Genomic DNA, 13624 nt, shown 5'->3' on the forward strand with positions numbered 1-13624 from the left:
TTGCCGAACGATGGACGGTATCTTGGCAGACTGAGCGGTCAGGCTCCATGCGGCTTCGACTATGGTCGTCATTAACGATCTTCATCTGGCCGACAGAAACCCTTTGGAAGATCAGTCTAGACGGCTATAATCGCCCCCGTTTCAAAACGGTAACGTTCACTTGCTACCGTTTTCCCGCCACCTGTCCGAGGGGCGCTGCAGCAGGTTCAACCTGTCAGGCTCGGATGGGGCGTTGACTGGCTCAGGCCGGACACTAAACGCACAACGGCGCCCATTCGCATACATTACGAATGGAGGCTCTTCATGAGCGCTGTTATCACGCCTGCAGATTTTAACGATTACAAAGTTGCCGACATGTCCCTGGCTGCCTGGGGCCGTCGCGAAACCATCATCGCCGAATCGGAAATGCCGGCCCTGATGGGTCTGCGTCGCAAGTACTCCGGCGAACAGCCGTTGAAAGGCGCCAAGATCCTCGGCTGCATCCACATGACCATTCAGACTGCCGTGCTGATCGAAACCCTGGTTGCCCTGGGTGCCGAAGTACGCTGGTCGTCGTGCAACATTTTCTCCACTCAGGATCAGGCCGCTGCCGCTATCGCTGCTGCCGGCATCCCGGTTTTCGCCTGGAAAGGCGAAACTGAAGAAGAGTACGAGTGGTGCCTGGAACAAACCATCCTGAAGGATGGCGCGCCATGGGACGCCAACATGATCCTCGACGACGGCGGCGACCTGACTCAGCTGCTGCACGACAAGTACCCACAAGTACTGGATCGCGTTCACGGCGTGACCGAAGAAACCACCACCGGCGTACACCGTCTGCTGGACATGCTGGCCAAGGGCGAGCTGAAAATCCCGGCCATCAACGTCAACGACTCGGTGACCAAGTCCAAGAACGACAACAAGTACGGCTGCCGTCACAGCCTGAACGACGCGATCAAGCGCGGTACCGACCACCTGCTGTCCGGCAAGCAAGCGCTGGTCATCGGTTACGGTGACGTGGGCAAGGGCTCCGCTCAGTCCCTGCGTCAGGAAGGCATGATCGTTAAGGTTTCCGAAGTTGACCCGATCTGCGCCATGCAAGCGTGCATGGACGGTTTCGAACTGGTGTCGCCGTTCATCGACGGTATCAACAACGGCACCGAAGCAAGCATCGACAAAGCGCTGCTGGGCAAGATCGACCTGATCGTGACCACCACCGGTAACGTCAATGTTTGCGACGCGAACATGCTCAAAGCTCTGAAGAAGCGCGCTGTTGTCTGCAACATCGGTCACTTCGACAACGAAATCGACACCGCTTTCATGCGCAAGAACTGGGCATGGGAAGAAGTGAAGCCACAAGTACACAAGATCCACCGTACCGGCCCGGGCGCTTTCGACGCTCAGAACGACGACTACCTGATCCTGCTGGCCGAAGGCCGTCTGGTAAACCTGGGTAACGCCACTGGCCACCCGAGCCGCATCATGGACGGTTCGTTCGCCAACCAGGTTCTGGCGCAGATCTTCCTGTTCGGCCAGAAGTACGCCGACCTGTCGCCAGCCCAGAAAGCCGAGCGTCTGACCGTTGAAGTACTGCCGAAGAAACTCGACGAAGAAGTGGCTCTGGAAATGGTTCGCGGCTTCGGCGGCGTGGTCACTCAACTGACCAAGCAACAGGCTGACTACATCGGCGTCACCGTCGAAGGCCCGTTCAAGCCGCACGCTTACCGCTACTAACAGGCGCTGACTGCTCGCTCCCACACGGGATTGCAGCGCCTCGAAGGTTCTTGTTTCCAAGGGTATGACCATGTCCCAAGACCGTCGCTACAGCTTCGAGTTCTTCCCGACCAAGACCGATGCTGGGCATGAAAAACTGCTCGCCACTGCCCGTCAGCTGGCCACATACAATCCTGACTTCTTTTCCTGCACCTATGGCGCTGGTGGTTCGACCCGTGATCGCACCCTCAACACCGTTCTGCAACTGGAAAGCGAAGTCAAAATCCCGGCCGCACCGCACCTGTCGTGCGTCGGCGACAGCAAGGACGACCTGCGCGGCCTGCTGAACGAGTACAAGGCTGCCGGCATCAAGCGCATCGTCGCCCTGCGTGGTGACCTGCCGTCCGGCATGGGCATGACCAGCGGCGAGCTGCGTCACGCCAATGAACTGGTTGAATTCATTCGTGAAGAAACCGGTGACCATTTCCACATCGAAGTTGCCGCTTACCCGGAGATGCATCCGCAAGCACGCAACTACGAAGACGATCTGGCCAACTTCGTGCGCAAGGCTCGCGCCGGCGCCGACAGCGCGATCACCCAGTACTTCTTCAACGCCGACAGCTATTTCTACTTTGTCGACCGTTTGCAGGCGCAGGGTGTCGATCTGCCGATCGTCCCGGGGATCATGCCGATCACCAACTACAGCAAACTCGCGCGCTTCTCTGATGCCTGCGGTGCGGAAATCCCGCGCTGGATCCGCAAGCAACTGGAAGCCTATGGCGATGACACTCAGAGCATTCAGCGCTTTGGTGAGCAAGTCGTCAGCGAGATGTGCGAACGCCTGTTGCAGGGCGGCGCACCGGGCCTGCACTTCTATTCCATGAATCAGGCTGAGCCTAGTCTGGCGATCTGGAATAACCTGAAGTTGCCTCGTTAAGTTTCAAAGAAAGATCAAGAGATCGCAGCCTTCGGCAGCTCCTACAGGGGTTGTCGGCGCTGCGTTTTTTTGCGTTTGAATCCCCGAATTAGAGCTTGTGCAGGCACTTTCTGGCTCTTTCGCGTTTCTCGTCGTAATCTCAAGCCATGCCTTTGATCACGCAGTTATTCGCCGTGCTGGTTTTTGCTTGCCTGAGCTTCGCCGCTCGAGGCGAGAAGCTGCGTATTGTCACCGAACCGTGGGCGCCTTACGTCTACGAAGAAAACGGTAAAAACCTCGGGCTGGACTACGAAACCACGGCCATCGTCTTCAAACGTCTGGGCATTGAAGTCGAATGGCAATTCCTGCCGTGGAAGCGTTGCCTGTCGATGCTTGAGACGGGACTGGCCGACGGCGCGCTGGATATCTTCCATAGCAATGAGCGCGACGCCACCCTGCTCTACCCGAGCGAACCACTGTCGGACGTCGAGTTCGTGATGTTTTACGCCAACGACCGGCCGCACCCGTTCAGCAAACTCGAAGAACTCAAAGGCCTGACCATCGGCACCTCGCCCGGTTATCTGTACAGCCCGGATTTCCGTGAATCGACGCTGTTCACCCGCGAACCGGCGCCGACCCACGAAGCCAACTTCGGCAAATTGGTGCGTGGCCGAATTGATTTGTTGATCACCGATCGCCGCGTTGGTCAGCATTTGCTCGATGAATTGAATATTCGCGATCAGATCACCGAAAACCCCACTGTTATTAGCCGTCAGAGCCAGTTTCTCGCAGTTCGGCGCAATGCCGGCATGGATCTTCTGGTGCAGCGATTTGGCGCCGAACTCAAACGCTTCAAGCGCGAACCGGCTTATGCCGAGCTGAGCGCCCGTTATGGCGCGGCTCCCGCTATTAACGCGCCGCTGGGCAATGCCACGGCCAACAGCAAAACCGTTGAGCAGCAGGAAAGCAGCGCGCAGTGATTGCTCTGTTATACTCCGGCGTTCCCGCCAGGCTCACGCCCGGACGCCCGGAACCGTAACAGGCCTCTCGACCCGCTACAGCGCAGCTTTGCAGCCCGCGCGAGCGCTCCAGACGTGCCTTCGGAACCGCAGCAGGACCGGACGGGATTGCGTCCTCTTAAACGTGATTCGCGCCAGGCAAGACTCCCATTGGGCCAAGCCCTAACTAAAACAGGATTACTCATGTCCTTTGCTTCCCTCGGTCTCTCCGAGGCTTTAGTCCGCGCCATCGAAGATGCGGGCTATACCGAGCCTACTCCGGTGCAACAGCGGGCCATTCCCGCCGTGTTGCAAGGTCGCGACCTGATGGTTGCGGCACAGACAGGTACCGGTAAAACCGGCGGTTTCGCCCTTCCGATCCTGGAGCGGTTGTTCCCCAACGGTCACCCGGACAAATCCCAGCGTCATGGCCCGCGCCAACCGCGCGTACTGGTCCTGACCCCGACCCGCGAACTCGCGGCCCAGGTTCACGAGAGCTTCAAGATCTACGCCCGTGACCTGAAATTCGTCAGCGCCTGCATCTTCGGCGGCGTCGGCATGAACCCGCAGGTTCAGGCCATGTCCCGTGGTGTCGACGTGCTCGTTGCCTGCCCGGGTCGTTTGCTCGATCTGTGTGGCCAGGGCAGCGTTGACCTGTCCCACGTGGAAATCCTCGTCCTCGACGAAGCCGACCGCATGCTCGACATGGGTTTCGTGCACGACGTGAAGAAAGTCCTCGCGCGTCTACCGTCCAAGCGTCAGAACCTGCTGTTCTCGGCGACGTTCTCCAAGGACATCACCGACCTCGCCGGCAAGCTGCTGCACAACCCGGAACGTATCGAAGTGACGCCGCCGAACACCACGGTCGAGCGCATCGAACAACGCGTATTCCGTCTGCCGGCCAGCCACAAGCGTGCGCTGCTGGCCCACCTGATCACCGCCGGCGCGTGGGAACAGGTATTGGTGTTCACCCGCACCAAGCACGGCGCCAACCGTCTGGCCGAATACCTGGACAAACACGGCCTGCCGGCTGTGGCGATCCACGGTAACAAGAGCCAGAACGCGCGCACCAAAGCGCTGGCCGACTTCAAGGCCAACCAGGTGCGCATCCTGGTGGCTACCGACATCGCTGCTCGCGGTCTGGACATCGATCAGTTGCCACATGTGGTCAACTTCGAACTGCCGAACGTCGATGAAGATTACGTGCACCGTATCGGCCGTACTGGCCGTGCCGGTCGTTCGGGCGAGGCGATTTCGCTGGTCGCGCCGGACGAAGAGAAGCTGCTGAAAAGCATCGAACGCATGACCAAGCAGAAAATCGCCGACGGCGACCTGATGGGCTTCGATTCGAGCACCATTGAAGCCGAGAAGCCGGAAGTACGTGAGCGTCCGGACGTGCGTAACCCGCGCAATTCACGTGGCCCACGCGGCGACGGGCCGAATGGCGGCGGCGGTGGCGGCGGTCGTAAAGACAAAGGCAAGGACAAGGGTAAAGAGAAGCCGGCCGGTGAACGTGGCGAGCGTCCTGCCCGTCAGCAGAAACCGCGCGAAGGCACCCCAGCCCGCGAACAGCGTCCGAGCCAGCCGCCACGTGCGGCAGCTGATCGTGCACCGGACGAGTTCCTCGACGACGATATCGATAACTTCGGTAACCGCGTTGACTACGTGCCGAAGCCGGCTCCTGCCGGCGGCCGTGGTCGTCGTCCAGGCGCACCGGCTCAAGGTGCTGGCGCAGGTTCGGGCGCACCACGCGGAGGTCAGTCGCAGGGTCGTCAGAACGGTCCGCGCAACAGCAACGGTTCGAGCACCGGCACCCCGCCAGCCAAACGTAGCGGCCCACGCAACGGCGCACCGCGGGATGGTCAGTCGGGTCGTCGCGACGATTCCACCTCGTCCTCGCGCAACCGCCGCCCGGCCCGTGACGATCAGCCTCGTAGCGAGCCAGCCGTGCAGAACCCGCGCAGCAACGGCCCGAAGATCATGCACAAGGAATCGAAAGCCGACCGCTTCCCGACGCCAGAGCAGCTTGATCAACTGCCAAGCCGCCCGCGTGGCGAAAAACCAGCGCTGCTGACCCGCAATCGCTGAGTTAACGCTGCAATGAAAAATGCCCCGCCTCGAAAGAGCCGGGGCATTTTTTTGCTGCCGCGAATCCCTGCATCACCACAATCCCCCTGTGGGAGCGAGCTTGCTCGCGAAAGCGTCGGATCAGTCGAGACCTCTGGTGAATGACACACCGCATTCGTCGGATCGCCGCCCGGAGCAAGCTCGCTCCCACAGTGGATATGCGCTGGTCTCAAGTCATGTGACGGGCAATAAAAAACGCCCCCGGTCTTTCAACCGGTGGCGTTTTTATGTGGCGGGGCGAAAGTTACTGAACTTTCACGCCTTCCAGCGAGATGTCCAGATCCGCAGTTTGCGAGGAAGGACCTGGGCCCTTGATCCCGAAATCGTTCAGGTTCAGGGTGGTCTTGGCGTTGAAGCCAGCACGCTCGCCGCCCCATGGATCCTTGCCTTCGCCGTTGAACGTGGCTTTGAAGGTCACAGGCTTGGTCACGCCGTGCAGGGTCAGGTCGCCGGTCACGTCAGCGGTCTTTTCGCCGGTCGATTTAACGGCGGTGGAGACGAACTTGGCATCAGCAAACTTGCCCACGTCGAGAAAGTCTTTGCTGGCGATGTGCTTGTCACGCTCAGCGTGGTTCGACCACAGGCTGGCGGTTTTAACGTCTACAGCGATCTTGCTGGCTTCAGGCTTGGCCGAATCCCACGAGAACGTACCGTCGAAATCTTTGAAAGTACCGTGGATGAAGCTGTAACCCAGGTGGCTGATTTTCCAGTCAACGAAGGCGTGCTGACCTTCCTTGTCGATTTTGTAGTCCGCTGCCATGGCCTGGGCCGAGAGCAGTGCAGAACCGATTGCCAGAGCGGCCAGAGTCTTTTTCAACATGCTTTCTTTTCCTTTGAGTCGAGGTTGAATTTCAGGCTTTGCGACCGAGCATTCGCGTCAGGGTCGCATCACGATCGATAAAGTGGTGCTTCAATGCTGCCAACGCATGGAGACCGGAAAAAATTACCAGCGCCCACGCCAGCCAGAGATGAATCACCCCGGCGGTATCTGCCTGATCCGGTAGTCCGGAAACCAGTGCAGGAACTTCAAACAGGCCAAACACCGGGATCCCGACACCGTCTGCGGTGGAAATCAGGTAACCGGCAAGCATCACAGCGAACAGCGCCAGATACAGAAACCCGTGGCCGAACTTGGCGCCGATGCGGGTCATCCGGCTGTAGCTCTGCAGCGTCGGCGGTGGTGGGCTGATAAAGCGCCACAGCACCCGCAACACCATAACGGCCAGCAACACCAGGCCAATACTCTTGTGCAGATCCGGCGCCTCTTTGCGCCAGCTGCTGTAGTAATCCAGCCCGACCATCCACAGGCCCAGCGCGAACAGCCCGAAGACCACCAGCGCCACGCCCCAGTGCATGAAGATGCTGACCCAACCATAGCGCGAAGAAGAATTGCGTAGCTGCATTGCCCAAATCCTGTGAGAACTGCGAACCAAGACTAGCGAGTTATCTATCGAATTAAAGCGGAAAATTTCGCTTTGAAATATCGAGAAATACGATCAAGAGTCTGGAAGTGGCGTGTTAAGGAAAGATTAAAGGCGATTTGTCCGCACAGCGCTCGGGCCATGCTGCTCGATTTCGCTGGCAATCCGACGCTCCCCGGAGCAGGTGGCGATCACAGGAAGGTCGTCGCTAGAGAAATTCTCAATCGATAACTATGTATCGCTAGTTGTACGTCTGCACCTGATCAAATGATGACTCAATCATTCTTTGAAAAGGTCAACAACATGGCTCTTCGTTACACCCCCTTTCAAGCAAGTGGTACTTCCGAGTTACCGCCAAACCAAACCCTGACCCCAGGCCAATATCTGCAATCCGAAAACGGCCGATTCCGCCTGATATTGCAGAGCGATGGAATTCTTGTGATCAAAGACGGTGAAACGGTAGTGTGGATTGCCGATAACCATCAACCTTACAGTTTAACTTTGCATCCAAAAAAGATGCGTGAACCACTGCAGTTTGTCATCAGCAATAACGGTTTTCTCTACGATCCTTCCCGACGGCGCCTATGGATTGCTGAAAGCACTCACAGCCTCGACAAATCGCTCTGGTACAACACGTATATGACGCTCCAGGACGATGGGAACCTGGTCATCTACGATCAGCGCAACGGGAATCTGCGCTGGGCCCGCTCCGGATTTGTCCCCGGGCGCATTCGAAAACCCAAGCAACGATGGCTCCGAAAATTACCGAACGGCACGGAGTTCTTCAAATGGGACTTTTAACAAGCGTTAGTTAGTTTTATTGATTAGTTGGTGAACACCGCCGGCGGCTGCAAGCAATCCGCGCTATATGGATCTATCTTGCATTGATGGGCAAGTTCAGCGCCATAACCCCCAGGAAAGAAACGCCCATTGGCACAACCGGAAAGTGTCATCAACAAAAGTATTACCGTAAGTCTTTTCATCTAGCGCCTCCAATTTTTTCAAGCATAAAGTTGGAGGTCAGGCACCCGCTATCATTTCGTTCTGATTGTTTTGTGGGAAGTGTCCTGCGCAGCGGTAAGCCATGAGACTGCTCAGGGAAGGATTGCAGTGCACGCTTCTGGCAAAAAAAACGCGGCCCGAATGGCCGCGTTTTTTATTGAAGCAAAGGCTTACTGCGCCTTCGTCTCAGTCGTGGCTGCCGGCTTGGCTGCTGGCTTCTTCGCCGGTTCAGCCTTTTTCGCCGCCGGTTTGGCCGCAGGCTTTTTCGCCTCGGTTTTCGCAGCCGGCTTCTTCGCCGCTGGCTTGGCCGCTGCTTTCTTCGCCGGTTCAGCTTTCACCGGGGTCGCTGGTTTCGGTGCTTCCACCGGCGCTGGCGCGGGTGCCGGGGTCGGCGCAGGCGCTGGAGCGACCGGTGCAGGAGCCGGCTCTGGCGCCTTCACAGGCTCAGGCTTCTTCTCGTCATCCGAACCGCCGAACAGATTAGTGAAGAAGTTGCCCTTCTTCGCCGCCACGGCACCCGCCGCGCCTGCCGCTGCTGCAGCCGGAACCACTTTGACCGGCTCGAACGATTTGCCTGCCGCCAGATCTTCAACCTGACTGGCCGCACGCTGGCCGGTGCGCAGTGCGCCTTCCAGGGTGCCGGGGTACAAGGTGTCGGTGTGTTCGCCAGCGAACGTCACGCGTTGCAGCGGACGTTCCCACAGGCGCCAGAACTTGCTGATCTGGCCTGGGCCGTAAGCCAGATACGCGCCGCCCATCGACGGGTCGGTGCTGTAGCGACGGATTTCATAACCGGTGAACGAGCCACGGGCCTGTGGATAAAACGCGTGCAGACGGATCAGCACCTGATCGACCATCTGTTTGTCGCCGAACGCCTGCATCACGCGGGCATTGTCGCCGGACAGGTTGATCACCACGTTGGCGCCGCCCTTCAGCGCAGGCTCGATCCACAACATGCCCAGACCAGTGTTGCTATAGATCTCGCCGGACATGCGCGCCTTGCTTTCCCACACTGGCGTCTTGAACTTCAGCATGATCTGGTCGCGCCAGCCGTAGTTGGTGCCCTTGATCGCAGCCATGTGCTGGGCATCCAGCGCCGGCGTCAGGGCAATCTTGTTCAGTGCACGCAGCGGCACGGCCAGCACAACGTAGTCAGCCTGGTAGCCAACACTACCGACCTTGACGGTCACGCCGTCCTTGTCCTGATTGATCGCCGACACTGGCGAATTGGTCTTGATGGTCTTGATCTGTTTGACGAACGCCTGCGCCAGCACCTGGCTGCCGCCGACCAGACGCGAAGCGCGCAGGTCACGGTCGGAAACGCCGCGATAGACGCGGTTCTGCTGCGCGAAGTACAGCAGCGACAGACGCGAAGGTTCGTCGTAGTGGGTGCGGATGTCCTGGTTGATCAACTGGCGCGCGGTGGCCGGCAGATTCTGCTTGTCGAGCCAGCTCGATACGGTGATCTGGTCCAGCGCGTGCAGGGTGCTGGTCGCCGCCGGGTTCTGCGGGTCGTCGATCGAACGCGCCAGATCGTCGAGGGTTTTCTGGTAGCGCTTCAAGGCGTCGGCGGTGGCCGGTTGCTTGGTCGCCAGATCGGCAGCGGAGAAATACTCGCCGTCGATCAGGTAGCCCGGCGTACGCACGAATTCCGGAGCCGGCGTGGTACCGAGCTTGAAGGTCGACACGTACTTGTTCAGCACCGGCTGGGTCTTGTCGTTGCCGATCCACTCGCTGGTGGCCATGCCGGAGCGACCGCCCATGCTCGGCTTGGCTTCCAGCAGGGTGACCTGCCAGCCCTTGTTTTGCAGTTCATAAGCGGCAGTCAGGCCCGAGAGGCCGCCGCCGATCACGATTGCGGTTTTATCCTTGGCCAGCGCTGTAACGCTGAACAGCCCCAACATCACCAGCGCACAGGCGCGCAGCCAACCGACAGACATTCAGCGAACTCCGGAAATACACGTAGGAAAAAGCAGTTTTGCGGATCAGACGACCCAAAGAACCGCGAAGAATACGTTAGCCATCAAAACGCCGCCAGCGACGTCTATCGGCTCATACAAAGTAGCTCAATCGACACAATGGGTTGTCCCCGCGCGACGCATTGCATAGGCTTGCGCGATTGTTTGCCCGCGCCTGTCGCGAGCCGCCTCGAGGAGACTGTAAATGGGCCTGAATAACCAGTGGATGCAACGCGACCTCGCGGTGTTGTGGCATCCCTGCACCCAGATGAAAGACCACGAACAGCTGCCGCTGATCCCGATCAAGCGCGGCGAAGGCGTCTGGCTCGAAGACTTCGAAGGCAAGCGCTACCTCGACGCGGTCAGCTCCTGGTGGGTCAACGTGTTCGGCCACGCCAACCCGCGCATCAATCAGCGCATCAAGGATCAGGTCGATCAGCTGGAACACGTGATTCTGGCCGGTTTCAGCCATCAACCGGTGATTGAGTTGTCCGAGCGTCTGGTGAAGATGACACCGGAAGGCCTGAATCGGGTGTTCTACGCCGATAACGGTTCGTCCTGCATCGAAGTCGCGCTGAAAATGAGCTTTCACTACTGGCTCAATCGCGGTCAACCGAACAAGAAGCGCTTCGTCACCCTGACCAACAGTTACCACGGCGAAACCATGGCGGCGATGGCGGTCGGCGACGTGCCGCTGTTCACCGAAACCTACAAAGCACTGCTGATGGACACCATCAAGGTGCCGAGCCCGGATTGCTACGGGCGCCCCGAGGGCATGAGCTGGGAAGAACATTCGCGCAATATGTTCGCCGCCATGGAACAGACCTTGGCAGAAAATCATGACAGCGTCGCGGCAGTGATCGTCGAGCCGTTGATTCAGGGCGCCGGCGGCATGCGCATGTATCACCCGGTTTATCTCAAGCTGCTGCGCGAGGCCTGCGACCGTTACGGCGTGCACCTGATTCTCGACGAAATCGCCGTTGGCTTTGGCCGCACCGGTACCATGTTTGCCTGTGAACAGGCCGGCATTCGTCCGGACTTCCTCTGCCTGTCGAAAGCCTTGACCGGCGGCTATCTGCCGCTGGCCGCGTGCCTGACCACCGATGAGGTCTACAGCGCGTTCTACGACGACTATCCGACCTTGCGCGCGTTCCTGCATTCGCACAGCTACACCGGCAACCCGCTGGCGTGCGCGGCGGCGCTGGCGACGCTGGATATCTTCGAGCAGGACAACGTCATCGAGAACAACAAGGCCCTGGCGCAGCGCATGGCCTCGGCGACGGCGCATCTGGTCGATCACCCGAACGTCTCCGAAGTGCGCCAGACCGGCATGGTCCTGGCCATCGAGATGGTCAAGGATAAAGCCACCAAAGAGGCCTACCCTTGGCAGGAACGTCGCGGCTTGAAAGTGTTCCAGCATGCGCTGGAGCGTGGCGCGTTGCTGCGGCCGCTGGGCAGCGTGGTGTATTTCCTGCCGCCGTACGTGATCACCCCGGAGCAGATCGACTTCCTCGCCGAAGTCGCCAGCGAAGGCATCGACATCGCCACCCGTGACAGCGTCAGCGTCGCGGTGCCAAAAGACTTCCATCCCGGCTTCCGCGATCCGGGCTGATTCAAAATTTTTGGCGCCTGAACTGCCGCTTTCGCGAGCAGGCTCGCTCCCACAGGGGAATGCATTGCAAATGCGGGAGCGAGCTTGCTCGCGAATGAAGTCGACACCGATCCACCTGATTCACATCTTTCCAGAGACCCGAAATGAGACTGTCCCGCTTCTTTATCGACGCCCCCCTGAGCACCGGCGAACACGAATTGCCGGAGGCCCAGGCGCATTACATCAGCCGCGTGCTGCGCATGGCCGAGGGCGATGCGGTGCAGCTGTTCGACGGTTCCGGCCATGAGTTTCGCGGCGCCCTGCTGGAAGTCGGCAAGAAGCGCGTGACCGTGCAGATCGACGAGCAACTCGCCGGCCAGGTCGAATCGCCGCTGCACATCCACCTCGGCCAGGGGCTGTCCCGTGGCGAGCGGATGGATTGGGCGATTCAGAAAGCCACCGAGCTGGGCGTGAATGAAATTACGCCGATCTTCAGTGATCGCTGCGAAGTCCGCCTGAAGGACGAACGCGCCGACAAACGCCTGCTGCACTGGCGCCAAGTGGCGATCAGCGCTTGCGAGCAATGCGGGCGCTCGCGGGTGCCAGTGATTCATCCGCCGGTGTTGTTGGCGGACTGGATCAAGCAGACTGAAGCCGAGTTGAAACTGGTGCTGCACCCGGTGGCGGAGCCGTTGGTGAGTCATGCCAAACCGGCGACGCTGGCGTTCCTGATCGGACCTGAGGGTGGGTTGACGGATGCCGAGGTTGAACAGGCCAAGGGCAACGGCTTCCACGCCGCCCGCCTCGGCCCGCGCGTGTTGCGTACCGAGACGGCGCCGGTGGTGGCACTGGCGGTGGCCCAGCAGCTTTGGGGGGATTTCTAAAGCCTCTTCGCGAGCAAGCTCGCTCCCACAGCAGGTCTACAGTGAACACAAAATTCGTGCATAACCGAGATCCAATGTGGGAGCGAGCTTGCTCGCGAATGGCGGCGTCTCGGTCTGAAATTTACTGCACCGGATCACTGATCGGCCTGGCAATAATCGCTTTCAACTCGCTGGTCATCGGGAACTCCAGGTTCAGCCCCTTCGGCGGAATCGGCTGTTCAAACCAGCGCTGATAAATCCCGTTGATCTCACCCGAACGGTACAGATCCGCCAACGCGCCATTCACCAGCGCCAGAAACTGCGGATCGTCCTTGCGCACCATGCAGCTGTAGATTTCCCGCGACTGCTCCTCCCCCACCACCACCCAGTTATGCGGGTCGCGAGCCTTGGCCCTTTCGCCGTACAACAACGCATCATCCATATAGAACGCCGCTGCACGTCCCGACTCAAGCATCTGGAACGCCTCGCCATGATCCTTGGCGCTGATCACCGACATGTCGAGTTCGTGATCGTGGTTGTAGCTCTTCAGGTAGCGCTCGTTGGTCGTGCCCGCCGTGGTCACTACGTTCTTGCCGCGCAGGTCGTCGAAGCTTTTGATGCCGCTGTCCTTGGCCGTCAGCAACTGGCCTTTGACGTAGATGAAACCGTAGGAAAACGACACCTGTTTCTGTCGCTCGGCCGTCACCCCGGTGGAGCCGCATTCAAGGTCGACCGTGCCGTTTTGTACCAGTGGAATTCGCGTCTGCGAAGTGACGAGGTTGTACTTCACCTTCAGATCCGTCAGCGCCAGCTTCTGCTGAATTCGCTCGACAATCTTGCCCGCCAGATCCACCGAATAGCCCATCGGTTTACCGGTGTTATCGCCCACGTAAGAGAACGGCACCGAGGCATCGCGATAGCCCAGGGTGATGCTGTTGGCACCGGCGATCTTGCCAAGCGTGCCGATCAATGGCGCCTCACTGGCATGGGCCTGACCGCCGATCAGCAGTCCCAACGTACAGGCAAGCAACGTGATTTTTTGCATTGTTATTCTCC

General features: G+C 59.2%; 11 protein-coding genes and 1 riboswitch. Of the genes, 7 read left to right on the forward strand and 4 right to left on the reverse strand.

The window, feature by feature from the left end:
• Nucleotides 1–181: 181 nt before the first annotated feature.
• A riboswitch (S-adenosyl-L-homocysteine riboswitch) is annotated at nucleotides 182–280 on the forward strand.
• 23 nt (nucleotides 281–303) lie between these two features.
• The 4 genes from ahcY (at nucleotide 304) to rhlE2 (ending at nucleotide 5694) form a co-directional block, all read left to right on the forward strand.
• A complete protein-coding gene (gene ahcY, locus GTU76_RS15855; protein ID WP_123532525.1) occupies nucleotides 304–1713 on the forward strand; it encodes an adenosylhomocysteinase in 1410 nt (469 codons plus the stop codon).
• Between the two features lie 70 nt (nucleotides 1714–1783).
• The gene (gene metF, locus GTU76_RS15860; protein WP_007913720.1) at nucleotides 1784–2629 is read left to right on the forward strand and encodes a methylenetetrahydrofolate reductase [NAD(P)H]; all 846 of its coding nucleotides are present in this window, start codon (nucleotides 1784–1786) and stop codon (nucleotides 2627–2629) included.
• Between the two features lie 146 nt (nucleotides 2630–2775).
• Complete coding sequence (locus GTU76_RS15865; RefSeq protein ID WP_016984774.1) at nucleotides 2776–3588, forward strand: substrate-binding periplasmic protein; 813 nt, start codon at nucleotides 2776–2778, stop codon at nucleotides 3586–3588.
• A 222-nt stretch (nucleotides 3589–3810) separates the two neighbouring features.
• The gene (gene rhlE2, locus GTU76_RS15870; protein ID WP_016984773.1) at nucleotides 3811–5694 is read left to right on the forward strand and encodes an RNA helicase RhlE2; all 1884 of its coding nucleotides are present in this window, start codon (nucleotides 3811–3813) and stop codon (nucleotides 5692–5694) included.
• Nucleotides 5695–5977: 283 nt separating this feature from the next.
• Here the strand turns inward: rhlE2 and GTU76_RS15875 are convergent, their stop codons facing one another.
• Together GTU76_RS15875 and GTU76_RS15880 are read right to left on the reverse strand one after the other, a co-directional pair.
• Entirely contained in the window at nucleotides 5978–6553 is a 576-nt protein-coding gene (locus GTU76_RS15875; protein ID WP_016984772.1) for a YceI family protein, read from the reverse strand.
• Nucleotides 6554–6584: 31 nt separating this feature from the next.
• Complete coding sequence (locus GTU76_RS15880) at nucleotides 6585–7136, reverse strand: cytochrome b (protein WP_007913713.1); 552 nt, start codon at nucleotides 7134–7136, stop codon at nucleotides 6585–6587.
• Between the two features lie 288 nt (nucleotides 7137–7424).
• Here GTU76_RS15880 and GTU76_RS15885 point away from each other — a divergent pair, with 288 nt between their 5' ends.
• Nucleotides 7425–7955, forward strand: coding sequence for a hypothetical protein (locus GTU76_RS15885; protein WP_246376050.1), 531 nt, complete (start codon nucleotides 7425–7427; stop codon nucleotides 7953–7955).
• A gap of 371 nt (nucleotides 7956–8326) precedes the next feature.
• On the opposite strand, the gene GTU76_RS15890 is transcribed toward GTU76_RS15885, so the two are convergent.
• Nucleotides 8327–10096, reverse strand: a complete 1770-nt coding sequence (locus GTU76_RS15890) for a flavin monoamine oxidase family protein (protein ID WP_180699036.1) — start codon at nucleotides 10094–10096, stop codon at nucleotides 8327–8329.
• 223 nt (nucleotides 10097–10319) lie between these two features.
• Between GTU76_RS15890 and GTU76_RS15895 the strand changes: the two genes are divergently transcribed.
• Both GTU76_RS15895 and GTU76_RS15900 read left to right on the forward strand, forming a co-directional pair.
• Nucleotides 10320–11726 (forward strand): adenosylmethionine--8-amino-7-oxononanoate transaminase, encoded by a 1407-nt coding sequence (locus tag GTU76_RS15895; protein WP_007913711.1) that lies wholly within the window; start codon nucleotides 10320–10322, stop codon nucleotides 11724–11726.
• Between the two features lie 143 nt (nucleotides 11727–11869).
• Complete coding sequence (locus GTU76_RS15900; protein ID WP_016984768.1) at nucleotides 11870–12589, forward strand: 16S rRNA (uracil(1498)-N(3))-methyltransferase; 720 nt, start codon at nucleotides 11870–11872, stop codon at nucleotides 12587–12589.
• 121 nt (nucleotides 12590–12710) lie between these two features.
• Here the strand turns inward: GTU76_RS15900 and GTU76_RS15905 are convergent, their stop codons facing one another.
• Nucleotides 12711–13613 carry a transporter substrate-binding domain-containing protein gene (locus tag GTU76_RS15905; protein ID WP_180699037.1) on the reverse strand — a complete coding sequence of 301 codons (903 nt, stop codon included), beginning with the start codon at nucleotides 13611–13613 and terminating at the stop codon, nucleotides 12711–12713.
• Nucleotides 13614–13624 lie beyond the last annotated feature (11 nt).

Source organism: Pseudomonas crudilactis, assembly GCF_013433315.1.
GTDB lineage: Bacteria > Pseudomonadota > Gammaproteobacteria > Pseudomonadales > Pseudomonadaceae > Aquipseudomonas > Aquipseudomonas crudilactis.